Source organism: Halomonas sp. NyZ770 (genome assembly GCF_020616575.1).
In the GTDB taxonomy this organism is placed as follows: domain Bacteria; phylum Pseudomonadota; class Gammaproteobacteria; order Pseudomonadales; family Halomonadaceae; genus Vreelandella; species Vreelandella hamiltonii.
The window spans coordinates 2,629,014-2,652,344 of sequence record NZ_CP085143.1 but is presented as its reverse complement, the minus strand read 5'-3'; the positions used below and the strand labels follow the sequence as shown (position 1 = coordinate 2,652,344).

Annotated in this window: 26 protein-coding genes; all 26 read right to left on the bottom strand. The window is 64.1% G+C overall.

Annotated elements, in window-relative coordinates; all coding sequences use genetic code 11:
* Positions 1–3 precede the first annotated feature (3 nt).
* The 26 genes from LG409_RS12255 to LG409_RS12130 all read right to left on the bottom strand — a co-directional run bounded on the left by LG409_RS12255 (position 4) and on the right by LG409_RS12130 (position 23,219).
* The gene (locus tag LG409_RS12255; RefSeq protein ID WP_033947752.1) at positions 4–753 is read right to left on the bottom strand and encodes a TIGR03747 family integrating conjugative element membrane protein; all 750 of its coding nucleotides are present in this window, start codon (positions 751–753) and stop codon (positions 4–6) included.
* Entirely contained in the window at positions 750–2,909 is a 2,160-nt protein-coding gene (gene traD, locus LG409_RS12250; protein ID WP_227406767.1) for a type IV conjugative transfer system coupling protein TraD, read from the bottom strand. Before traD ends, LG409_RS12255 begins: the two co-directional genes overlap by 4 nt.
* Positions 2,910–2,913: 4 nt before the next feature.
* Positions 2,914–3,459 carry an integrating conjugative element protein gene (locus LG409_RS12245; RefSeq protein WP_227406766.1) on the bottom strand — a complete coding sequence of 182 codons (546 nt, stop codon included), beginning with the start codon at positions 3,457–3,459 and terminating at the stop codon, positions 2,914–2,916.
* A complete protein-coding gene (locus LG409_RS12240; protein WP_446719073.1) occupies positions 3,456–4,028 on the bottom strand; it encodes a lytic transglycosylase domain-containing protein in 573 nt (190 codons plus the stop codon). Before LG409_RS12240 ends, LG409_RS12245 begins: the two co-directional genes overlap by 4 nt.
* Positions 4,028–4,756 (bottom strand): TIGR03759 family integrating conjugative element protein, encoded by a 729-nt coding sequence (locus LG409_RS12235; protein ID WP_227406764.1) that lies wholly within the window; start codon positions 4,754–4,756, stop codon positions 4,028–4,030. The genes LG409_RS12240 and LG409_RS12235 overlap by 1 nt, the downstream gene beginning before the upstream one ends.
* A 12-nt stretch (positions 4,757–4,768) precedes the next feature.
* Entirely contained in the window at positions 4,769–5,413 is a 645-nt protein-coding gene (locus LG409_RS12230; RefSeq protein WP_227406763.1) for a hypothetical protein, read from the bottom strand.
* The gene (gene pilL2 / locus LG409_RS12225; RefSeq protein ID WP_227406762.1) at positions 5,410–5,976 is read right to left on the bottom strand and encodes a PFGI-1 class ICE element type IV pilus protein PilL2; all 567 of its coding nucleotides are present in this window, start codon (positions 5,974–5,976) and stop codon (positions 5,410–5,412) included. Before pilL2 ends, LG409_RS12230 begins: the two co-directional genes overlap by 4 nt.
* A 139-nt stretch (positions 5,977–6,115) precedes the next feature.
* Positions 6,116–8,398 (bottom strand): helicase-related protein, encoded by a 2,283-nt coding sequence (locus tag LG409_RS12220; RefSeq protein ID WP_446719072.1) that lies wholly within the window; start codon positions 8,396–8,398, stop codon positions 6,116–6,118.
* Between the two features lie 103 nt (positions 8,399–8,501).
* Positions 8,502–8,810 carry a hypothetical protein gene (locus LG409_RS12215; RefSeq protein WP_033947767.1) on the bottom strand — a complete coding sequence of 103 codons (309 nt, stop codon included), beginning with the start codon at positions 8,808–8,810 and terminating at the stop codon, positions 8,502–8,504.
* 97 nt (positions 8,811–8,907) lie between these two features.
* Positions 8,908–10,017, bottom strand: a complete 1,110-nt coding sequence (locus tag LG409_RS12210) for a DUF6094 domain-containing protein (RefSeq protein ID WP_227406761.1) — start codon at positions 10,015–10,017, stop codon at positions 8,908–8,910.
* A gap of 66 nt (positions 10,018–10,083) precedes the next feature.
* On the bottom strand, positions 10,084–10,743 hold the full coding sequence (locus LG409_RS12205) for a hypothetical protein (RefSeq protein WP_227406760.1): 660 nt from the start codon (positions 10,741–10,743) through the stop codon (positions 10,084–10,086).
* A gap of 82 nt (positions 10,744–10,825) precedes the next feature.
* Positions 10,826–11,167 carry a hypothetical protein gene (locus LG409_RS12200; protein ID WP_227406759.1) on the bottom strand — a complete coding sequence of 114 codons (342 nt, stop codon included), beginning with the start codon at positions 11,165–11,167 and terminating at the stop codon, positions 10,826–10,828.
* Between the two features lie 100 nt (positions 11,168–11,267).
* On the bottom strand, positions 11,268–11,612 hold the full coding sequence (locus LG409_RS12195) for a hypothetical protein (protein ID WP_227406758.1): 345 nt from the start codon (positions 11,610–11,612) through the stop codon (positions 11,268–11,270).
* A 93-nt stretch (positions 11,613–11,705) separates the two neighbouring features.
* Entirely contained in the window at positions 11,706–12,389 is a 684-nt protein-coding gene (locus LG409_RS12190) for a DUF3275 family protein (protein ID WP_227406757.1), read from the bottom strand.
* A gap of 103 nt (positions 12,390–12,492) precedes the next feature.
* On the bottom strand, positions 12,493–13,407 hold the full coding sequence (locus LG409_RS12185) for a DUF3577 domain-containing protein (RefSeq protein ID WP_227406756.1): 915 nt from the start codon (positions 13,405–13,407) through the stop codon (positions 12,493–12,495).
* A gap of 437 nt (positions 13,408–13,844) precedes the next feature.
* Positions 13,845–14,210 carry a DUF3085 domain-containing protein gene (locus LG409_RS12180; protein ID WP_227406755.1) on the bottom strand — a complete coding sequence of 122 codons (366 nt, stop codon included), beginning with the start codon at positions 14,208–14,210 and terminating at the stop codon, positions 13,845–13,847.
* A 125-nt stretch (positions 14,211–14,335) separates the two neighbouring features.
* The gene (locus LG409_RS12175; protein WP_227406754.1) at positions 14,336–14,557 is read right to left on the bottom strand and encodes a hypothetical protein; all 222 of its coding nucleotides are present in this window, start codon (positions 14,555–14,557) and stop codon (positions 14,336–14,338) included.
* A complete protein-coding gene (locus tag LG409_RS12170) occupies positions 14,554–15,372 on the bottom strand; it encodes a GTPase (RefSeq protein WP_227406753.1) in 819 nt (272 codons plus the stop codon). The genes LG409_RS12175 and LG409_RS12170 overlap by 4 nt, the downstream gene beginning before the upstream one ends.
* A 299-nt stretch (positions 15,373–15,671) precedes the next feature.
* Positions 15,672–16,406, bottom strand: coding sequence for a DUF5983 family protein (locus LG409_RS12165; RefSeq protein ID WP_227406752.1), 735 nt, complete (start codon positions 16,404–16,406; stop codon positions 15,672–15,674).
* 118 nt (positions 16,407–16,524) lie between these two features.
* Positions 16,525–17,190, bottom strand: coding sequence for a hypothetical protein (locus tag LG409_RS12160; protein ID WP_227406751.1), 666 nt, complete (start codon positions 17,188–17,190; stop codon positions 16,525–16,527).
* A gap of 101 nt (positions 17,191–17,291) precedes the next feature.
* Positions 17,292–17,753, bottom strand: a complete 462-nt coding sequence (locus LG409_RS12155) for a hypothetical protein (protein WP_227406750.1) — start codon at positions 17,751–17,753, stop codon at positions 17,292–17,294.
* 97 nt (positions 17,754–17,850) lie between these two features.
* A complete protein-coding gene (locus LG409_RS12150; protein WP_227406749.1) occupies positions 17,851–18,243 on the bottom strand; it encodes a hypothetical protein in 393 nt (130 codons plus the stop codon).
* A 22-nt stretch (positions 18,244–18,265) separates the two neighbouring features.
* Positions 18,266–18,478 (bottom strand): hypothetical protein, encoded by a 213-nt coding sequence (locus LG409_RS12145; RefSeq protein WP_227406748.1) that lies wholly within the window; start codon positions 18,476–18,478, stop codon positions 18,266–18,268.
* A 335-nt stretch (positions 18,479–18,813) separates the two neighbouring features.
* Positions 18,814–19,377 carry a hypothetical protein gene (locus LG409_RS12140; protein WP_227406747.1) on the bottom strand — a complete coding sequence of 188 codons (564 nt, stop codon included), beginning with the start codon at positions 19,375–19,377 and terminating at the stop codon, positions 18,814–18,816.
* A gap of 369 nt (positions 19,378–19,746) precedes the next feature.
* Positions 19,747–21,339: an ATP-binding protein gene (locus tag LG409_RS12135; RefSeq protein WP_227406746.1), complete on the bottom strand. Its 1,593-nt coding sequence runs from the start codon at positions 21,337–21,339 to the stop codon at positions 19,747–19,749.
* A gap of 290 nt (positions 21,340–21,629) precedes the next feature.
* The gene (locus LG409_RS12130; protein ID WP_227406745.1) at positions 21,630–23,219 is read right to left on the bottom strand and encodes a DNA cytosine methyltransferase; all 1,590 of its coding nucleotides are present in this window, start codon (positions 23,217–23,219) and stop codon (positions 21,630–21,632) included.
* Positions 23,220–23,331 lie beyond the last annotated feature (112 nt).

Here is a 23,331-nt window from a genome sequence, read left to right as displayed (position 1 = left end):
CGATCACAAGTACTTCTTGAAACTGCTCGCGGTCAGGGCCACCGCAAATCCCAGCAACGCTGCGCTGGGTAGCAGAATCAGTAACGGATGCACCGAGATCGGCATCGCCAGGTAGATCACCCAGGGCAGCACCGCCAGCGGCAGCAGCGCGGCTTTCGCGCGGTGGTACACGAAACCCGATTCCCTGCCGGCGCCGAACTTGCGCACGTCGCGGCGCACCAGACCATCGACCAGCCCGACGAACACTGCCGTCAGCACCAGCGGCAGGGTCAGTACCAGCACCAGCAGACGCACCAGGAAGGTCAATGTGATGAAGGCGGCTGCGACCAGATAGCGCTCGGCCCAGACATAAGCCTGGCTGATGAAGTAGCGGAAATTGCGTGTTGGCGTCTGGCTTGGCGCACGGGCACGCTCGGCGGTCTCGCTCATCTTGTCGAGCAACCCGGTCTTGACGAATACCCACTCGTAGCCGGTGTCCACCAGGCGGTGGGCGGTTCGCCCCGGCTCCTGCACGATGACGCTGCGCGTGAAGTGGTTCGAGATATGCCCCAGTTCGTACTGCAGCATCGACTGCGCATGACGCCACCCTTGGTCTTTCCAGAACAGGTGCATGCCCACGCACTCGATCAGAATCGACAGCAGCAGCGAGGCGATCAGCACGCCAAACAGGCGCAGCGGCAAGGTGATCGCACTGGCGATCAGACCCTGCCGGCGCTGTTGCTGCCGCTGTGCGGTCGAGGCCGGATCGCTCATGATGCACTGCCCTGGTCGGCGGGATCGGCCGCGTCATCGTCCAGCAGCTCATCAGGCAGCGGTCGCTCCTGCAACGACGGGGAACCGAGGTTCTCCCACCAGCGACCGGCCTCGGTGTAGCTCTGGCGCATATAGGTCGCCAGTTGCTGCAGATCCTCGGGCATGGTCTCGTCCGGGTCGGGGGCCGGCAGCGGCATGCGGACTTTCCAGAGGTTGCCCCCTTGCATCAACGCAAAACATTGGCCCTTCGGCAGCTGCACCACATGCGAGGGCTCGATCATCGGCACGCTCGACATGCTGATGCGATCCTGCGTGTTGCTGGTGAAGTCGGTGGAACCGTGGATGTCGGAGCTATCGGTCGCGCCGCTGACGATGGTGGTGGTGTAGACCTCCACCTTGGGAAGCTGACGCGTCAGCAACTCGGCGGTGGCGGTTTCCCTGACCCTCAACATGAACAAATTATTGAAATTTCCGACCACCTGACCGGCCTTCGCCCGGTTGCCGATGCGCGCCTCGATGTCGCTCAGCGTCTGGGTATAGGCGGTGATTTGCAGTCCCGCACCACCTCCCTTGTTGATCATGGGTACAAATTCGGCGCCCATGAGTTCATTGAACTCGTCAGCATGGACGTTGATCGGCACCTTGACGTTCGAGCTACCTCCTGGAAGGCCATCGTCGATGCCGAACTTGTAGATATGACCGGCAACCGACACCATGTCGCTGAACATCGAATTGCCGACGGCGGCGGCCACCTCGGCGTCGGATAGCGCATCCAGGCCGACATAGACCACGGCCCGCTTCCTGACCACCTGCATCCAGTCGAAAATGGGCCTGGGGTCTTCCAGGTCGGAATAGTTTGGCGCCAGTAACTGGGAAATCTTGCCGCTGGTGAGCTTTTCCAACAACGGCAACAGGCTCGCGACGATCTTGTCGAAATACGTCTTGTCGTACCGGACCGCGCTGCGAAGACCGTCCAGTACCGGATCGTAGTTGCGCACCTGGCTCAGATATTGTTCGAGTGCCACCACGCGCTTCTCGCGCCCGATCATGTTCCTCGGAATGTTCCGCTCGTTGAGCTTGGCCTCGATCTGGACGATGACTTCCCAGGCCTTCGGTTCGGTGCGGGCGAAGAAATGGGCGGCGTACTCGATGAACAGCGCATCGATGTTGATGACATGGCGTTGGATCAGCAGGTAGTCCGGACGCTGCCCCAGCTCGATCAGCGCCCTGGCAACGATGTTCACGAACCGCCAAGCAAATTCGCGAAACGCCGCTGAATTGCCTTCGCCGGAAAGCTGGCCGGCGATGCGCGTGGCCACCTCGCTGATGCGGCCGAACCGCCCCACGGCGTTGTAGCGTGCGCTGATTTCCGGCCAGCCGAGGTGAAACACATAAAATTCGTTCTCGCGCCCGGCGCGCCGCGCTTCGACGAACATTCTTTTCAGAAGATCTGCGTCGCCCTTGGGATCGAAAACGATCACGACTTCATGCTCGCCCTGAGCATTCCTGCGGCGGATGTCCTGTGTGATGAACAGTTCCGCGAGCCGGGTCTTGCCCACTCGGGTAGTGCCCAGTACCAGTGAATGGCCGACGCGCTCCTCCAATGGCAGGCCGACGTCGACCTCATCCGGCTCGATCCCGTGCAGACGCGGCAGACCGCCAACCGGCGGCAAGGGCCTGACCGGATTGAACGGCACGTCCCAGCGCGTCAGCCGAGGCAACCGCGACAGTGGGAAAGGCGCGAACTCCAGACGCGCCTCAAGGTGCCGGGCCAACTGGTAAGCGGGAGGCGGCTCGACATAGCGGCGAAACTCAGGCCGGTACGTTTGCATGAGCCGGTGGGTGTGCTTCTGTTCCCAGCGGAATCCCTTGCCGACGAAGAGACGCTGCTGACTTACCGGCACGTTCCGGCTTGTCATGACGTAGTGCGGCAACCTGCGGATGTTGCGGCGGTAGCGCAGGATCACCTGCGCGTCATGCCAGCGCAGTGCGCCATAGGCGGCGAACGCCAGCGCGCTGCCGATGCCCATGGCCGGCGTCAGCGCGAACGACCACGGTGCCACCAGGCACAGAAACGCGGCGCCGGCGCAAACCGCCACGGTGTACAGCTCCACCGCTGGGCGCAGCAGGACTTCCACGGGCTGCGTCTGCGCCATGGCGTCACTGCTCGATACCGGTGGCGGTCACCAGCACCGGGTAATGCCGCAGACCCAGGCGCTCGGCCAGGTCGTCGGCGGATACCGGCGACAGGTTCAGGCCGGGCGCGAGCGCGCGCATTTGGGCCAGTGCCTGGGCCGTCTCGACATTGACCACCAGCCCCCAGGCGTTGCGTTCGCTCAGCGTATCGGCGTGCTGGCGCAACCAGGACTGCGAGGCCGCGTCGTCACCGACCAGGAAGAATGGTTGCAGTCCGGGCGCCTCGATGACGCGGCGTGCAACCGTTCCCGGCGTGAGCCTGGCGCTGCGCACCGGCAGCATGGCCGTCTCATCGACGGTGGCGGTCGGTGCCTCGGGAATGACGATGGAGGGGAGCGGCTGGTTCGTGGCGCGCGGTTGCAGGTCGAGCGCTTCGTAGTACGGTAGCGCGGACGCGCCGCCGCGATCCTCGACCACGATCAGGGGCGGTGTGGCGCGCACCGCGCTCATCGGCACGGTGGCGAGCATCACGACAAGAAGGCCGTGCGCGGCCCGGATGGAGGGGATCATCGGCTGTTCTCCTGGCGAGGTGCGTGTGCGGCAGCCTGTTGCGGGCCGAGCACGCGCTGAAGGTGTTGTGAAACGCTGCGCCGGTAGCGTGCCGCCGGTGCGCCGCCAGCCGGTCGGTGGTAGCGCCCGACGGCCAGCAGCCAGTCCTCTCCGGGCGTGTGTTGCTCCTTCAGGATGTCGGCGGCGATGCGCAGGTTGTCGTAGGGATCGAGCAGATCGCAGGGCTGGCGGTAGCGGTGCGGGTGGTAGCCGAGATTGATCTGGCCCAGCCCCACGTCGATGCGCGTAGGCGGCACCTCGCGCAGTGCCTGGCGCACACCCGCACACGCCTGTGCGCGCGAGGCGTAGCGGCGCGACTGCCCGGCGACGTTGAGCGACCAGGGCCACGGCACGATGCGACCACCCCGGCGCACGCCGCTCTCCTGTAGCGCCACGGCATAGAGCACCGTCGAAGGAATGTCGGCGCGCTGGGCCGCCAACTGGTAGGCCGGAGGTGGAATCTCCTGGGCCTGAACCGGCCCGGTCGCCAACACGGCGGCCAGCAGCACGCAGCACGGCCACCCCGGCATCAGGGCTGGCGCTGCCATTGGCCATCCACCTGACGCACCACCGCAGGCAGCTCACCGGACAGACCCAGCGCCAGCCAGCGGCCACCGTCATGATTGAGCGTGATCGATCCGCTACGCACGCGTGCCGGGTCGATCCGTGACTGCCTGGCCCACGCGCGAATGCGGGCGTCGTCCTGGCGGCTGCCCACCATGTATACGTCGAACTCGGCACCTGCCGTTTGCAGGCGCTGCACGATCTGGGCACACGGCACGCAGCCGTCCCGAACGAACACGGCGGTGCGGCCACTGCCGGTCAGTACGCCGTCTCCCGGCAGCGCATCTGGCAGATTCACCCGCTGGGCATCAGGGTGCAGGCGTTGCCAGGCTTCGTCGTATGCACGCTGGTACGCCAATAACTTCTCCACCCGGCGCGCTTCGACCTGCACTTGCAACTCGGCGTAGCGCCGCCGCTCTTCGTCCGACCGCGCTTCGATGCCCAGCGCGGTGAGCGGGTCGAGGTTGGGCGAATGGATGCCCAACGGCCCCTCCATCAGCTCGCGGTAGCGTCCCCATTCGTCGCCGCTCAGGCCCCAGTCCTGCGCCAGGCGTTCATTGTCTGCCTGGTCAACCTGGCTCTGCGCGACACGGGAAGGCTGTGCGGGCGTCACCTGGGTGGCGGACTGCTGCGCAAAGGCCGGCGCGCTTAACGCGGCCAGCAGGAACAGCATGGACAGTGTGCGACGTTGCATAGCGCCTCCCGATCAAGGAATCGCCAGCCGGCGCGTCTGGTCGCCGGCCTGGAACACGGCGGTGTTGCCGTCGAGGGTCTGCAACTGCCAGCGGCCGGCATGCTCGCCGGGCAGCAGCACCTGGATCTGTCCGGCCGAGAACGGCTCGGTAGTGGGGGCAATGGCGACGGCACGCTGTCCGGCGCGCAGCTCCGCACCGATCACGCGAAAGGGAAACGGCTCCGGTGCCGGTGTCGCCGTCGCCCTGGCGGGACGAGGCGCTACGGGTGCGCGCGCGGACGCCTGACGCTGCGCCTTGAGCTGCTCGATGTCGGCATGCAACGCCTGCAGATCGGCCTCGGTGGTGAAACCAGTCAGCGACTGTTCGAGCCGGATGATCTCGGCTTCTAGGTGCTGGCGGGTGTCCTGCAACGCTGCCGTGGTCGCCGCTTCCGGGCGGGCTTGCTGCGCCTGCAGGTCGTCGGCGAGCTCGCCGATGCGACCTTCGAGCACTTGCAGTTGGCGCAAGGCCGAATCGAGTTGATTCTGGTCGGCCAGATCGCCAGCGGCACGGAAGTTGACGAGCACCAGTGCGCTCAAGCCCACCATCCAGGCCCACAGCAGCAGGTACAGCACGAATGCCGCGCGTGAGCGCGACACATGGGTCGTTGCGCTCATGGCTGGCCTCCGTCGGCGATGGGAAAGGCCTGCGCTGGCGAAGTCACCGGCAGCATGTCGATCTCGGGATCTGCGCAAGGCTTGCCGGCAGGTACGAAGCAAACCTGGCGCGCCCGGTCATCGACCTGCACGTCCCAGGCCGGCCCGGCGAGCGTGAGCAGCGCATCGCGCAGTGTCATCGGTCCCAGATGCAGGTGCGCTGCCGGCAGCGGCAGCGAATACAGTTCGATCACCGCATCGGCGCTCTCGCAAAGCTGATAGCCGCTGCGCCGGAGCGCGTGGCGCAGGCCATCGCCCACCGTTGCCCGCGCATCCGCTGGTATCGCCACGTCGATGACCTGCAGCAGCAGGTCACGCTGGGCGGCAGTGGGGGCAAGCTCTACGAGCGTGTAGCGACCGTAGCGCACCACCGGAATCAGTTCGGGCGCCTGTGGCGCGACATCGGCCTCCTCGACAGGAGGATCGGCGGTCGGTACGGCGGTAGTGGCGCAGCCGCCGCTCAACATGGCGGCGATCAGCAGACTGCTGCCGGCCAGGCGCCGTGGAAGTTGGGTTGCTGGCATGGTTCGGCTCTCGATGTCGATGAGCCGATACCTTCGCCGTGGACGACATTCCGATCAGCAAACAATGCGCATCATGATTTGCCCCGTTTTGAAGGAAAAAAAGCCGGCGCCCCGAAGGACGCCGGCATGGGGAGGAACATCAGGCCGCGACGAGTTGCCGAGCCAGGGCGACCTCGATCGAGTCGCCGTCCTGGTTGAGCACGTCCAGCCCGGATTCCGGGACGTCGCCGGATGTGCTCTGCGAGACGAGGATTTTCTTCGCCATCAGGGCAAGGCACGTCATCTGCGACGTGGCCGCGTACCCCAGGTAGATCACCTTCACATACTGCTTCTGGCCGATACGCCATGACCGGCGCGCGGCTTGTTGCAGCGTGTAGATGTTCCACCCTGACTGCATAAAGACAATCGTGGGGAACTCCAGCAAATCCAGGCCGGTTTTCACCAGTTCCGGATTCGTGATGAGGATATCGATCCCGCGGTCCAACTGCTCGGCGATCCAGTCTTCTCGGCGGCTGGCATCGACGCTTGCGCGCAATACCGCCACTTTGAAACCTTCCTGCTCCAGCAGCATCTTCAACCGGCTCGTGGTGTCCCGCGTACCGGTATAGACCGAGTAGACCAACGTCTTGCGACCCGCCTCTTTCTCTTCGCGGCAGATATCGATCAGCTCACGTTCCTTGGGCATCAGCGCCAACTCATTGAACTGGGCCGGCGTGAAGGCCAACACCTCGCGTGTGCGCGGATGACGCACGGTTTCCGCTCGGAAGCAGCAGTCACTCCACGCCAACAGCACATTGAGCACCACACCCAGCAAGGTGGTATCCCGCTTGCGCAGGGCCTCCTTGAGTGCCTGGGTCAGGTTAGCGGCCAGGTTGCGATAGGTATCGGCCTGCTCAGTATCCATGGCCACTTCCCTGAACTCTTCGTCATACGGTGGCAGGACGCCGCCGATATCCTTGAGCTTGAGGAAAATCGTGTATGGCAACACGCATCTGAGCACGCCCTTCGGCCCGAACCCTGGGGCTTTGACGGTTCTGACGGTGACCTTCGAGCCTTTGGCGGTCTTGTGGGCCGGCCCGTCGCTCTCCGAGTAGATGTCCCGCAAGACACCGTGATCTCTCATGAACGCCATCGCGGCGGCATTCATGCTGCCGCTGGCGCTCGGACGGTAGCCGTCTTCGATCATCCTCCCGGGCAAGGCCCGGAACAGCAGATGGAACAAATCATCGGCGTAACCGCCCATGAGAGTGCCGGTCAGCAGCAAGGTCTTGCGAACCTTGGCCGCGATGACTCCCATCGCCTGGCCCTGCGCCGATCCGCCCGTTTTGTATTCGTGGGCTTCATCGGCGATGAGCAGGTCGAAGGTGCTTTGCGGCAGATACCGCTTCACGTATTCCGAGGGTTGATAACCGCCTTCTCCGAAGCCGAACTCCATCGAAGACATGGCGCGTTCCATGCGCTGCGCCTGCCGGTCGGAAAACACCAACTCCCCGCGGTCGTCCATCAGGTTGATGAAGTTGTGCAGGTTGTCGCCGAGCATCGACGCGAGAAACGAATCGCCGAAGGTCTTCATCAGCTTGTTGGCCGTAGCCTCGCCGATGGTCGGGATTCTTTTCAGGGCGCGCAGCACCGCCGAGGACTGATCGCTGCCGGACAGGGTTCGCGGGCGAACCAGCGTCCAGAGTGCGCCATTGCAAGCGTTGCACTTGCGGCGGATTTCTTCCGCCTCCAGCTCCAGAGGATTGACCGGCTCGCCGTCGAGGTCGGTGACCACCGTTCCGCAATGCGGGCAGGCGCCGACCAGACCGTGACGGGTGCGTTTGCGGGCGAAAGCGGGTTTCCAGTGGAATCCCATCCGCATCCGAACCCGGCCGATGATGAAGAACTCCTGCCCCTCTGCCGGCACGTTCAACTGCTCGCGCAGCTTGATGAGCTTGAGCAAAGTGTCCGGGCCATTGAGCACCCAGACTTTCGCACCGGCGACGGTTTCGAGGATTTCGCGCCGCCATTTGTAGACCAGATGAGGCGGGCTGAGAACGAGCGTGCGGCGATAGCCTTCCGCGTTGAGCACCGCCGCCAGCGCGATGCCGACGGTGGTTTTGCCCGTACCCATTTCGCCATTGACGATCGCCGCGCGCTCGCCCTGATTGACGAGCAGTTCGGCAGCCGCATGGACGACCTCGGCCTGGGCGGGAAACAACTGCCGCTTGAGGCTGGCGAGGACGAGCTGGCGGTTGGCACGGGGCACTCCGCTGTAGACCGGCGGGTTGGCCCGGTTCAACGAGTCCAGCAGTTCGTCGCCGAACTCCGTGACGAAGTCCTGCAGGCTGAACGACAGTTCGGTATCCGCAGGGTCGAGCAGATCGCCCATGATGGACGGGGTTGGTGCGGCGGGAGCCGCTTCGAGGGTTTGCGTGTGCATGGTGATGCTCCATAGAAAAATGGGGCACGCACCGCCCCCAGGGGCGGTGAAATGCCCCTGGGGGTTGAAGGTGGAAGGACGGCGTGCAGCCGCCCTGGATGGATCAGTACTCGCTGGGCAACAGCAGCGTGGTGACGCTGCGATCCCACTCGGTGATGATCCAGAGCTTCAGATCGGGTGCGATCTGATAGGAGGAAAACAGCCGGGCCTCGCCCGACTTCAACGCGGCATCGTTTTGTTGCCGGTCGTGTTCGTCGAGATCACCCCAGTCGGCACTGAGGTGACGGCACAGGTACGGACTCGGGTTGAGGCGTCCCTGTTCGACCAGACTGGCGACGCCGACGGTCATGACCGTCGCGCCGGGCGAGAAGCGCAGATTGGGGGCCGCGCTGATGGACATTACTGCTGCCATGGTGATAGCTCCTTCGATGAAAAAAGGGACCATGGCGTCCCCATCGGGGCGACATGGACCCCGGTGGGTGGATGAAACGAACTGGCGTTCGGTTGGATCAGTGGATGGTGAGAATCCGGCCGAGGGTGGCCGAGTCCGGGGACAAGTCCCAGGCACGGATCACGGGGACAAACTTGTCGGTGAGGATGCGTGTCTCCGCGATCGAACCGTCATCGCGTTCGCGATATTCGGTGGTCGTCGCCTTCTGCTTGTAGGTGTCGCCCTTCACGGCCAGAGTGCGACCGTTCTGTGATTGCACGACACCGGAGATCGCCCCGGCCGCAAGGGCCAGTGCCAGGTGCCATTGGGACAATGCGCGCGCCGGACGGCGCAAAGACTGCTGGGCCGCGCCCAGATGGGTCTCGAACGACGGCCACAGGCCATGCAGGCGCTGCACTTCGTCGGCGAACTGCGCCGGCTCCATGCTCAGACGGTAGAAGTGCTCCGGCTCGTGCTGGGCGGCGGGAGCCACATACGGAAGCGACGGCCACGTGGGCGGCAGTTCCTCCGCTTCCAGATCGCCTTGCCCGATCTGCAACAGGCGGGCACGAACATTCTTGACCTCATCGCCCACCAGTTCACGCTGGCGAACCCGGCGACCGAACACGACCACCTGCTTGAACTGCGTGTCCACCGCTCGGTAGATGCGCAGATCGGCAAAGTGCCGTGTGAGCCAGCCGACCAGCTCCTGGTCGAGCGTGTAGCTTGGGACGATGAACACCAGAATGCCGTCGTACTGCAGCAGTTGCAGCGTCCTCTGGTAGAACAGTTTTTCCAGCCGCGCGCGACCCTTGCCGTCGTAGCCGATATTGCCGTTCACATCCTTGGACAGATCCCCGTATGGCGGGTTGAGCCACAGCAAACCGAAGCTCTGGCGTGCGATCAGGGTGTCCATCAGGTCGCCCTGGATGCAGTGATCGACGAGCAGACGCGCATGGTTGGCGCGCTCCTGATCGAACTCCACCGCATAGGCGGTGACCTCATCACGCCCGAGGGCGTGCGCGGCCTCCGCGATGGCGACACCTTCGCCTGCACAAGGATCGAGAATGCACATCGGCCCGTCGCCGGGCGCCAATGCGCTGAGTGCTCGTTCGAGCGTGGGTTCGTCGGTCGGAAAGTAGCCGGCCTTGACGAAATTGCGGGCAAGCCGCGGGAACATGAGTGCCATGAGAATTCTCCTGTGGCGGGGATGAAGGACAGCGGGTGCGTGCGGGTTACACGCACCCGCCGAGGGTCAGGCCACCGCTTCCAGCGACCGTTGAGCGATCGCCGGCTGCGAAGCCGGATGGGCGGTCAGCACGCCTTGGCGGATCAGGCTGCCCAGCGCTTCGGTGAGCGCCGGCGCGTCCAGCCCCAGACGGAATCCCTGCAGCGGCCCGAGGGTCACTGGCAGGTCGCGGAGCATGTCGCGGTCTCGCAGCAGTGCCATCACCGTCTCCTGCCAGTGATCCAGCAGAGGTAGCGGGCACGTCTCCTTGACGAGCAGCCAGAGGCGCGAAGTGGGATCAGCCGCCGTGCGCGGCAGCAGGGCCAGCGCACTGGTGGTGGACTTGTCCGGCCGGACGCAGCGTCGGTCGAACAGCCAGAGATTGACGAGCGACCCGAACAGGGTGCGGCGATAACTGCGGGTCAGGCGCTTTTCCAGGCGCTCGACCGAGGGAACGAACACGGGCATGGAGCCGCCCTGATCGGTGATGAGATGGAACTGATCCAGTCCGTCCTCGGCTCGGCCCAACGTGAGCCTGGCGAGGAACTGCTGGATCGCAGTGTCCCGCGCCCAGACCGACAGAAAGACCAGGTCGCCGTCCTCACCGCAGACGCAGGCATCGGCCATGACATCTCCGCATTCGTCGATGCGGTACAGCGAAGGTGTGACATTGGATGAAGGGTGCATGGTGGTGTCCTCATGAAAGTTGAGGCAGCACCACCCGCAGGGGCAGTGACTGCCCCGGTGGGGATGAACGAACGCGGACGACTCAGAGCTCCCGTTCGGTGAACGAACCGTCGGTCTGATGCTTGGCTACACGGTTACCGGTATAGCTTTCGCGGTCACGCTGAACCTCGATGAACATGCTTTCCGGCACGGCAATCCGAAAATGGCGCAAGACCTCATGGTAGTAATCCAGGTCATGGTTGAACGGATCGCGCTCATGCAGATTGCTGTACAAGAAGTCGTCGCTCTCGACCTTCATGGTGTTGTCGATCAATTCGGCTGGCTTCTCGATGACCAGGAAGAAGTAATCCATCGGTCGGTCCCAGCCGAGCATGACAGTGATGGGAAATCCCTTGTGGAGTGTGTCGAAGTAGTGCCGACTCATGGTGAAGCTCCTCGATTGAGAGCCGGGAGCCTCCCCATCGGGACGGGCCCGGCGGGTGAGTGAAATGGCTCGCAGATGCGGTGAGAAAAACTGGTGCGAACTACGAACCGCAACCAGCCGGGCAGCAACCTAACGTGATTCCATGCGTGCAGTAGCCGTTCTCGGCGTTCCAGTCCCGGGTTTCCTGCCTTTCGGCAGGTGTTGCGTAATCCCATTCCTGCGCCGCGATTTGCAGAGCTTGTGCGCGCTGATCCTCGGGCAACCGACAGAGCTGCCGGTCAACCTCGAAACTGAAGAGTTCGACGTAGTGGTCGTAAGACAGTCCGCAACCCTTTTGGGCCTGTGCGGCTGCCGTCTCGCAGACGGCCTGCCATGCGGGTTCATCCAGCGCAGAGCGGGTATCCGCAGTGGACTGTGAGGGGGTATCGCAAGCGATGGTGGACATGATGGAGATCTCCAGAATGAAGCCGGAGTCCTCCCCCGGACGGGGAAGGAACCCCGGCGGGTGGTGAAGAACACCGCGGATGCGGCGGGACGATCAGGCTGCCTGCGGTTCGAGCTTCAGGTTCCATTGCTGGGCTGTCGCGTCGAAGGCGTAGCCCAACTGGTTGAGCCGCGCGATCTGCAGGCGCAGCGTGCGGCGATCGATGGTCGAGTCGAGCTTCACCGACTCTTCCAACGGCCAGAGGATGCCGAACAGCGCCGCGTCGTCGCTCTCGGGACCGCCAGAGGCGGCTGCGGTAGCGGACGGCGTATCGACGCCAAATGGCGTGGTGTCGATCAGTGGGTCTTTCGATGCCTGCACGGGCGCGGACGCCGGCTTGGGCTTCTTGGACTTCTCGGCTGCTGCCGGCGTTGCTGCCGGTGGCGTACCCGTCTCTTCATCGAGCGGATCGACGTCCTGCGCGGCGAAGGCGCGAGCCTCGGCCTTGCTCAGCTTGTCGATGCCCGACAGGGTCATGCCGTCCAGGTTGGCGCGGATCTCGAAACGCATGCCGTCGCCGACCGGATAGGCCTTCGGATAGATGTAGCGGATGACGAACTCGCCCTCGTACTTTCCTTCCGGATACTGCTCCAGCTCCGGGTCTTTGACATGGAACAGTCCAAGGCGGGTCGTGAGGCGACCGACCGTGAACCGTCCGTTGCGGCCCGGGATGGTGCGAATGGCGAGCTGTCCGCGGACGATAAGGGGTGGATCGGAATGAACGGCTGCTGTAGCCATGGCGAATCTCCTATGATCAGTCATGCAGCCGTCGTCACCAATGCGGGTGACGGACTGCGGGGGTGAAGGAACAAGGCCCCGGAAAGGGGCCTTGCGGGACGGATCAGAAGGAAGCCGCGAGTGCGGGTTCCTCGGCCTCGGGTGCCGTCACCGGCTCGTTCTGGACGGGCTCGGTGGCCGGCGCCTCGACGGTGCCTTCGGCGGCGTCCGCATCCTCGGTCGCGGAAACGTCCTCGGAGACGGGTGCCGGTGCGGCGGCCGGATAGACCTGCTGGCCATCGATCTTGACCAGGCCGATGTGGATCAGCTTGGATTCCAGACTCGCTGCCGGCTCACCGGCGCGCTCGCCCTTGGTGCGGAGATACGGATCGGCCTTCATATCGTTGAGGCGGAAGGCGATCAATATCTTGCGTTCGGCCTCGATGGCCTGCACGCAGCGGCGTACCAGATGCTGGGCGTCCGCCGTGGTGACGATGGTGTTGATGTACCGGTAGTCCGGCTCATCGACCGGGCCGGCCAGCGCCCCGATGGAGCACGACAGGAACGGATCGCCATCTTTCGGCGTGACCTCGCGCGGACGGTTGAGATAACCGATGCCGCGGGTGACCAGCTCGAACTGTTCGAGCTGCGCCAGTTCGGCACGATCGATCAGCTCGGCCTTCAGCAGTCGGCCCTTGAGGCTGGCCGCCGGATCGCCCTTGTGGTCGCCACTGGTGCGAATGTAGGCATCGCCCCACAGGTCGCCGATCCGGAACTTGACCAGCGGACGCTGCTTCGGGTCATCGACGCCGATGTAGCCCTCGACCAGTTTCTTGGCCTCGGCACCGGAGACTTTTACGTCGAAATAGCGGGTGATGGGGTCTTTGGCGGACCCGACGAGTGCTGCCACGGTGCAAGCCAGGAACGGCTGCGCACGGCGACCGCCACGAACGGGAACCTCTCGGACACGCTGCAGGCGGCCGTAGCCCTCGGTATGAAGATCGAAATAGCTCTTGGCGTTGGAAGTTGTATTGGTCATGGTGAATCTCCAATGAGAATGGAGCGGAGACACACCTGACCCGACTGCGCGGGGGTGTGTAACCCCGCGATGGGTTGATAAGGCGAAAGGACTAGCAAGGTGCATCCACCACCGGCAGGCCGGTGGTCGTTCGCACGAAGGGATGCGATGCGAACTGGCTCGGTCACGCGACGGGTGCCGCGCCGCAACCTCGAAGACCGATGGTTGCCTGGCATGCGCTGACGACGTCAGCAAGCATGGGGGAAGCCTCACACCGCGCGGTGTCGCGCACCATCGGGAATGGGTAATGTCGCCTGACCGTATTCAATCGCCGTAATCGCGGCGGGCCTCCCCGGCGAGGTCGGGCGGTCGTTCTGATGTGTGGCAAGTTCGGGGGGTGTGACAGGGGCCGGGGTGCCGTAAATGGCAAGCCCCCGCAAGCGGGGGCTGTGGAGGGTTCAGTGTCCTGCCGGTGTGGCAGGTACGGCCTGAAACGACAGATGCGTGGTCGTGGCAGATACTTCCAGGTCGTCCTGGCTGTTGAGTACGTGCATGAACACGCCATCCCCAACGTCCAGAAATTCCCCGAAATCGTCACCGCCGAACTCGGCGCGTGCCCGATCCCACCAGGTGTCGAACGGATCGACATCCGGGTTGCAGCCGATCGCATAGGCGATCAGCTTCTGGCGGCCATCGGGCCGGCGTTCGCCATGCTCGGCAAGGAAGTAAACGCCCTGATCCTTGACCAGGATGATCCGGCACCGGTTGGCGACGGCTTCGGCAAGAACGGCACGCAGATCTGCGCCTTTGAAACGTACGGTCATGAGAGGTCTCCCAGCGGATAGGCGCAGCCCCGGACACTGGCGCGAGGCCAGTTTCCGGGGCTGTTCCGTGGTGGATGAATGCACCGACGAAGCGGTACGGAAAAGACGAAATGCCGCCAACGGGATCAGCCGTGGTGGCGGCTCGCCTCGCACAAGGTGACGAAGCGGGCGTCATGGCCGGTCGCCAGCGGCAAGGCCACCGAACATGCCTGCTCGGTGCTGAAGCGCGTGGCCCGGCCGAGCTCGACCCAGCCCAGCGTGTTGCTCCAGTAACCAGCGCCGTCGTGGAGGGCCGACTCGTTGGGCGAATAGATCACCCAGATGCCGTCCACATCCCGCGTGCTCATGCAGCCACCGACCGCGGCGTGCGCCGTGCCGGTTTCTGCACGGTGCTGACGCGGATCTGACGCCAACTGCCGTCGTCGATCAGGCGTTCCAGCGTGTTGCCGAGGTAATCGAAGAACACCTCGTCCACGCGCTCGATCAGCTCACCGCCGCGGTGCAGTTCCACCGCGTAAAGGTCGTTGCCCCGTTCGTACAGCACGGTGACGCGCCCCTCGAATTTCGCCGTGGCCACGTTGAAGCTGATGGCCGGCGGCGTGGCGATGATGTCCTTGGGCAGTGGATCGACCCAGGTGAAGTCGCATGCACCGGCATCGACCAGCAGGTGCGTGATGCGCCGGTAGCCATCGGGTGCCGGCAGCGTCTCCAACTGTTCGATGAGCTGTTGCAGTTCCAGGCAGCGCGGCTCCGGGATCGGCAGTTTCGCCGGGGCTGAGCCGAGCACGAAGGTCTGCATCGTGTAGGGCTGGCCGTCGGAGGTGTACTCGGTACGCTCCTCGGGGTCGGGGGTATCTGCCCGCAGGCCGTCGAAGCGGCGTCTGGCATAAGGCTCGACCTGCACCTTGGCACCTTCTTCCGGTTCCTCGGTGACGAGCGTCCGGTCGAGCACCATGAACTGGGTGCGCCCGGTCTTGACGACGATGGCATCATCCGTTCTGGCAACGACCTTGCCCTCGAACGGTTTGGGATCGATGTGGAAGCCCAGGGACGATACCTTGGGCTCGCCGTCGAAGATGGCGAACTTGAAGCCGCGGGCATTGGACGGCACATGGCCGGAGACCAGCGTCGGGAGTTGCTGACGAACGAGTTGATGATCCATGGGGAAATCTCCAGAAAAACGGGACTTCCCGGCCACAAGGGACGGGTTGTCCCAAGTGGGTGGAATGGAAGGACGCCGTGCGTCCGGGGATGGATGAAAGCCTGCACGCCATCGGCATGCCGCGGTCTCGATGGCCTTGACCGCCTGGGATGTTGCCGGCTACGCCAGCGAACATGGCGGCAGGATGGCAGAGTCCATCCGACCCGGCCTTCGATAAACCGAACCGGCTTGCACCGCATTTCCGAGGCAGAAAAAAGCCCCTCAAATCGGAGGGGCTTGGATGGACAGGAAACGCCCGGTCAGCTGGGTGTATCGTCCTCTTCTTCAAAAACGGTCAGGCCGTCCAGCGCGCCGGCGTCGGCATCGAACACCAGCATCCTGACATCAGCCCGTCCGGCCAGTGCCAGTACGTCGGCCAGATCCTCGGGCATGCCCTTGGACAGGTGTTCCTGACGCAGTTGCTCAGCGGTGATGCCTTCGACGTACATCAGGTTCTCATCCGTCCAGGGCGTGGCGATCAGCTTGATGCCGACGGCTGGGCTGTACGGAATGCGGAAGGCAACGAACAGAAACCCGCTCGGGGTGGCGATATCCGCCAGTTCACACAGATAGCGGCCTGATGCTTCGGTGATGTGGGCTGTGCTGATCTCCCAGGCACGGCTGTAGACACCCGTCTCGAACTGCAGATTGCGGATCACACCCTGGGCCGACTCCAGCGTCGTGCAGTCGCCGATATGAACGAATGAGCCCTGGACGGTTCGACCCCAGATACCGTGGAATACGGCCTGGACGGTGCCGCTGCCGAAGCACAGCGTATCGATCTCGGGTGGTACTGCCTGGCCGTCGGTCATCATCGCGAAATCATCGTTGAAGATGCACGCGTGGTAGGCGACCTTGTCGTCCGGCAGATGGGCCTGCGATGAATGCAGCGGCAAAAAGGTTTGCGGGTGGCGATCGTCGTAACTGATGACGGCGACACGCCGAATCTCGAAACCATAATAGCCGCGGGCAAAGGGATTGGCTGGATTTTCCATGACTTGATTCTCCGATGAGAATAGGCATAGGGCCAACCCCCATCGGGGATCGACCCCAATGGGAAAGGAAGTGGTGCCGGCAGGCGGCACCGGTACGAATCAAAAGTCGTGTTGCGATCTATCCGCGCAGCAGTTCAGACAGACGGTGTTGCAACTGCTGTCGCCGCGTCTCGTCGGCGATGCCGACGAGCAGGCGTTGCGTTTCCCGGGCGAACAGATTGGCCGCAGCCTCCAGATCCTGAATCAGAAGGGCTTGCCGGATACGGTTGCCGAGATCGAGCACCTGACCGGAGGCACCGAAGGCCGAGAACTCGCGGCTGATGAAAGAACCGTCACCGCCGAAGTTGAAGAGGCGTGGTTTGCTGCAATACCAGCAACCCTCGAAGCGAATCTCCTTGAGGCCGTGACCATCGTCGAGTCGCGTGGCGATCAGGAACAGCGCGTCGAGATCCGAGTTGTCCTCGAAACGATGGTGTTCGATCAGGTGCTGCAGATCTTCGTCCTGGTCGGTGCCGAAATGCCTGGAAAGCACGGCCAGAACGTCGTCCATCGTGGGAACATCCTCGCTGGGCACGGACAGCCCCAGCGATTCGGCCAGTGCAACGAGGTCTTCGCAGATATCGTCCCAATGCGCGCCGCTGTCTTCGGCGATCTGGGCGATGTAGACCTCGCCGTTACCGGCGTATGAGGCATCCAGCTTCATACCGCCGAACAGTGCGGTAATCACCGGGGTGACCTGGTCGAGCACGAGGACGCCGGTGGCGTCGTAGTAGTTGTTTGCCATGGGATGGCTCCTGTGGTTGGTGAAGCGGAGCCAGTCCCAGCGGACATGGCATCCGCGGGGATGAACCCGAAACCGTGGCTTCGGGCAAAGGTGGAAAATCGCTATTCGCCGAAGTCGGTGGGGTCACCCAGGGACTTCAGCAGTTCGATCAGGCCGCAGTTGGCCAGGACATAGAACGCGTTGTAGTCGTCGCCCGTGGGAGCCTGTTCGCTGGCGTTGATCCGGGCATCCAGATCGAGGATGCTTTGCCGCACGCTGCGGGCCAGAGCCAGCGGTTCGGGCATGTCGTCCTGGACAGGCCCGTCCAGCGCGGCAAGCACGATCCGTGGTGACAGCGCATCCGGCAGGGACTCGAACACCGTGGGCGTGTCGCTGCGGCACAGGGCTTCGGCTTCGGTATTACCGATGTCGAAACGGACGATCTCGTCGTCGGCCGCGCCTTCGGTGTTGTAATCCACCACCGCGAATGGTGGCAGCGGAAGATGACCGGGCCAGTCCTGCACGACGATGGCCTGGACCAGGCCACCTTCGAGGACAACGGCAAAGGATGGGTTTCGGGACATGGGTCGCTCCATTGAGATGAATGGAGGGACACCATCCCGAAGGGACGGATGTCCCTCGCTGGGGGTTGAGAAAATGGCGGTGACCGGTCGTTTCGACCTACCAGCCGCTGTAGTTGAGTACCAGGTCGGCGATGACCTGACGGCGTTCCAGATCCAGGCCGCCGAGATCGGCAAGCCCCTCGAAGCCGCAGCGCTTGAGCATCGCAGCGCCCTCGCGGGCGTTGTAAAAGCTCACCATCGCGGACAGGAACATGCGCTGCCCGCCGCTCAGAACGCCGAGGGCGTCGTTGAGCATCAACAGGTTCGGGCGCAAGTCCCACTTGCTGGCGGCGCTGCGTAGGCCTTCGCGAGTGCCATCGCCAAACCACTCGGGGCCGGCGATTTCCGCACCACGCTTCCAGGCCTGGAAAAAGGCGTCGGGCGCACTCGCAAAGTGGCGCTCTTCACGCATGATCTGATCGACGACATCGGCTGGCAGAAGCTGATTCATGACGGTTTCCTCACGGGTGGGATCAGGGATTGGGCAACTGGGTCCAGCCGCCTCGGTCGAGGGCTCGCTGGGCTGCTGCCGAACTGCGGAAGTACTCGGTCGACTCGCGGGACACCGGGCCTTCGATGTCGCGCGTGCCGATGTAGTGGCCTGCCGCGCTGTGAAGCACTTCGAGGGGCAGGCGTTTGCCTGCGTAGATCAGGGCCAAATGGCCGAATGGGCTTTGCTGGAACATGGACGGACTCCTTTAAGAAGCGAGGCGGCCCGGCCCCTGACGGGATGGCAGCTCCCGCTGGCGGTGGATGAATCGGCATCGGCGCCTGGAGGGCGCGCGTCCGCGGACTGACTCGATGCGATGGCGGACTGGTGCGGGTTGCACGGGAGAGAAATCCCGCGGCAGCCTGAAACCCTGGCTGCTGGCATGGTGCTGACGAGGTCAGCGACACATGCGGGCAGATTCCGCCAGCGCCGGGCTGGCGTCATGCGCAAATGGAAATCCGGGGTGCCCCGATTGATAGGCGAAAAAAAGCCTCGCGAATTGCGAGGCGGTGGAGGCTCGAAAAGCCGGCGTCAGGACGATTCGCCGCCCAGGACGTGCTGCTTCCACAAGGCGAAAGCCTCGTCCGGCGGCAGCTCGGCCAGGATGACGATGGGGGTTTCCTGCCGTGCGCGCAGCGCCGCGAAGTACCCGGCGCGGTCGGCGATGGTTTTGAGCTTGATGCCTTTCAGGAACAAGAGCTTCCCGTTCTTGATGAACAGCACCTTGTTGGCAATGTCGCGGGCGTAGGCGGTACGCAGCTTGCGCTCGGCATGCTGTGCCTCGGCCAGATGATCGACCAGGTAGTCGAGTGTGATGTCGATGACCAGCGGATCGTCGTCCTCGCCGGAGATGCCGCCCTCCAGCGTATCGGGGGGCAGGCTCCTGGCGAAGGCCTCGGCTTCGGCCAACTTTGCAACCTGGCCGTCAAGTGACCGGATGAAGGTGGAACCGCCATGCCCGTCGTTGCGAGCCTCGGCGATGGCGACACCATCGAACAGCACGGTGGCGTTGAAGCAAAACGTCTCTTCGCTGGCGAAATCCGCGACCTTGAGGTGTTTCAGGGTGATGCGGTCTTGGGTGGTGATGGTTTCCATGGACATTCCTTGGGATCAATCGGGAAGCGCCACGCCCCAGCGGGACGAAGCGCTCATCCCGTGAGTTGGAGAAAGAGGCATCGATGCCCGCATGGGCAGCGTTCGCCCGAGCGATGCGACGGCGAACTGGCGGGTGGCATGGAGCGGGCTTCACGGCAGCCTTGAAACCCTGGCTGCTGGCGAATCGCCGACAACGCCGGCAACAGCGGATGCCAGCATCGGCTCCGGTACCGCCTGCGTCATTCGGAAACGGGAAATCAGCGCAGCCGGATTCGTCTGCACCCGTAGTGCGAGCGGGTCTTGCATCGGTTCGCAGGAAGAAGAAACGCCCCCGGGATCGGGGGCGCAGAGGTAGAAATGGCACCGGTCTCAGGCGGTGACCGCCTGCAATTTTCCGGTGTCGTCGAAGACCAACTGCACGGTGGCGCCAGCCAGCTTGGGTTGCACGCCGTGGCGCAGCGTATACGGCAGCAGCGCCTGGACTACGCGATCGGCCGATGGCGAGCAGCCTACGGCGATGAAGGTTTCGATCCGTCGTGCGTCCTCGTCCTCACGGTCCTCATCGTAGCGATCGTCGAACACATAGTCGGACACCAGCCCGGTTCTGGCCCCCGCCGAGGGGGTCAGGTAGAGCGTGTGCTCCTTGCGCACGGCCTCCACTGCATACTCCACCGCCCCGGGATGGCCCTCCAGCCCGACACGCAGGGTGTCGACCAATTCCAGTTCCACCTCGTAGTCGGCAAGTCCGGGATCGGCTTCCCGATGCAAGGTGGCGCCAGTGCTGACGCGAACCTGCTCAGGGCTGACAACTCTGACCAGATGCTTGAGCCAGTGGCCATCATCCAGACCGGGCTCGTCGAGCACAAACGCCTTGGCCGCTTCCAGATAGATCTCGGCGGTCGGTGCGGTTTCGTCGTCGGTCTCGATCTGCCAGACCCCCAGCACTTCCAGGGCCTGTCGGGCGATCACGCCGTTTCCGTCCAGATAACGCCGCCAGTACTGCCGATAGCCAGCCGGCTCTTCGTCCCAGTCCCGGAACCAGGCCAGAGGAACAAAGGGCACGTCGTTGAGCAGGTCAGCGTTTGACGAGTTGAGGCAGACATGCGCGTAGTGCGTAATGAAGTCGCTGGCGGTGAGCGCCTGCTTCTTCTCGATCAGTGCCTCGCGATAGGCCTGGTCGACCGCAGCCTGGATGCGCGGGTGATCTTCCGTCTCGTTCAGCAGGTGCTGCCGATCCGGGAGCTTCGCCAGCGTGTGGTCAGGTAGCAGGATGATCTGGCGTTGCTGGCTTGTGGGCAGCCTGTCGATAGGTCGTCCGCCGATGGGCAGTCCCTGAAGGAAGCAGTGCCACTGCGTGCGCGTACCGGACAGATTGATCAAGACCTTGCCCATGGGCGTCTCGCGCCAGTGCAGATCGGGCTTCGCCAGCGGGCGCGGCACTTCGACGCCGTTGAGCCAGACCGGCACCGGAAAGGCTTCGCACAGGCGCTGAAGCTCGTGCTCCACCCAGGTCGGCAGATCCTGTCCGGCCTGCACCGGCTTGACACCTTCGAGGTGGATGGCGGTGCCTTCCAGGTGGAAATCTGCGATGACCTCCTTGATCGGCTTGCCGGCAATGATCTCGTCGGTTCGCGCGCTGAACAGCTTGTCGCGCGAATGCACCGTCAGCGTCTCGGCAAAGTACAAGGTTGAGAGCACACCGAGTCCAAAGGCGTTCTCGCGTGCCTTGAGTTGCTGATCCCAGCCGGATTCGGCGATGAAGATCAGGGTCTGGAGGTCGGTGATACCGATGCCGTCGTCGGTGATGTTCAGGCTGTCCTGGTTCACCGTGATGTGGATCGCGCTGGCCTGGGCGCGGCGGGCGTTCTGCAGCAGTTCGCCCAGCATCGAGCTCTGGTTGAACGCATGGCGCAGATTGGCGATGAGGCTGTGCTGATTGGTCTTGAGACGAAGGGTTCTCATGAGATGACTCCTTGGATGATGGTTTGCACCGGCCAGGCGCAACGCGGCCCAGTGCGACGGGGCACGGGGCTGGCGGATGCCGGTAGGAACAGGAATGGGCCGGTCGGCCCGAGGGAGAAGCGGCATCGACGCCCGGGGTGGGCGCGTGTCCGCGGCACGATGCGATGCGGACAAGGTAGGTCGGTGCGGAGGGTCCGCGACGCAGCCTGTACGACCCTGGCTGCTGGCAACGGCTGACGAATCAGCGATGCAGGCCCGACGATGCGCCTGCCGTTGCGGGGTGTCGCCCATCAATACGCAGTCGTGCGCCCCGCGTTGTCCAGGGTCTGCAGCAGGCGCTGGCCCAGCCAGGCCATGCACGGCACCGCCATAGAGTTTCCGATGGCCTTGTAGCGCGGTGCATCGGCTGCGGGCTTGCCGCGGTACGGCACCTGCGTCCAGCCGTCGGGCATGCCTTGCAGGCGCTCACACTCGACCGGCATGAGCCGGCGCACCTGCCAGCGTGGCCAGCCTCCGGCATCGGGATCACTCAGGTCGTAGCGGAAATGGGCCTCACATCCGGACACCAGGACATGTCCCTTGTCGGCGCCGCCACAGCTTGCCCGCAAGGCCGGTGATACGCCGTTGCCCAGCTCTGCGGCCAGTCCTTCGGCGCGACCGCGCAGTGCGACGCTCAGCACCATCGGATGACCCTGACCGGGTTTGCCGCCACCGGTGGAGAGCGCACCGGCGATCTGGCCGTGGCCGGACGCAAAGCGTAGCTCGCCGCGCGAGTTCTCCGCGAAGGCGATCGCTGGCACCACCCCGGCATTCGCATGGCTGGTGCAATATCCGCCTGCGCGCAGGGTCGGTGCCAGTTCCACCGTCGCATCCGCGCCGTAACCCTGGGCGGTGAAGGCGATGATCGGCACGCCCTTGCCGGTGCCGTCCTCGCTGCTGCCCTTGCCGCCGTTTGCAGTGCTCAGCGTGTGGCTGATGCCGCCGGCGACCGATTGCGTCAGGAAGGTTTCGACCTCGAAGTCATTCTTCGGACCGGGTGCGGCGGTCAGGCAGGCTGCAACGTCGATGGGGCCGGCGGTGTTGCCTCCGCCGAACCCGAACGTCACCGTGACCTTGCCGTAAGGCGAGTTCAATCCGCCGTAATCGCCTGCTGGCGCAGGGCCATATCCAGCAGCGAGGGCAGCGTCTTGCCACGGCGCGAAGCCCGGCGAAGAATCCCCGCGCAGGCCTTCGCGCTCAAAAAGTACTTCGGCGGGATCGAAGTTGTCTCCACCACTTGCCACAAGAAACACACGACGGCGGCGCTGGGCGACACCGAAATATTGAGCATCGAGCACACGCCAGGCAACGCGGCGTTGGGGGCCAGACACACAACCTGCGTGCGTCCATTTTTCCCCTGGCGGCTGGAGCGGACGGCTTTCTCCGGCCAGTGCGCCCAGCAGGCAGCCGAAGGCATTGGAACGGTCGCTGAGGATGCCCGGGACGTTTTCAAAGACGAGCGTGGCGTGCGGCTGGCGGGATTCGAGGCGGCTTTGGTCGATGGCATTGGCAAGCTCCACATAGTTGAGGGTGAGTGCGCCGCGCGGGTCAGTGAGTCCCTGGCGGTTGCCGGCGACGCTGAACGCCTGGCACGGGGGGCCGCCGACCAGGATGTCGGGAGCCTCGACACGGCCGGCGCGGATCTCGCTGGCGATCCGCGTCATGTCGCCCAGGTTTGGCACTGCCGGATAGCGGTGCGCGAGCACGGCACAGGCAAAGGGGTCGATTTCAGAGAACCAGGCGGCTTCCAGGCCGAGCGGTTCCCAGGCGAGGCTCGCAGCTTCGATGCCGCTGCAGACACTGCCGTAGCGCAGTGCAGCGGGTTGTGGTTGAGGGTTCATGCGGGTGTCTCCTGTTCGTGCGACCGGGGCGGAATTGCCGGGTCGTCATGGCGGATAGGCAGGAGAAAAAACGCCGAAGGCTTGCCGCCTTCGGCTCGGAGGAGGAAACCAC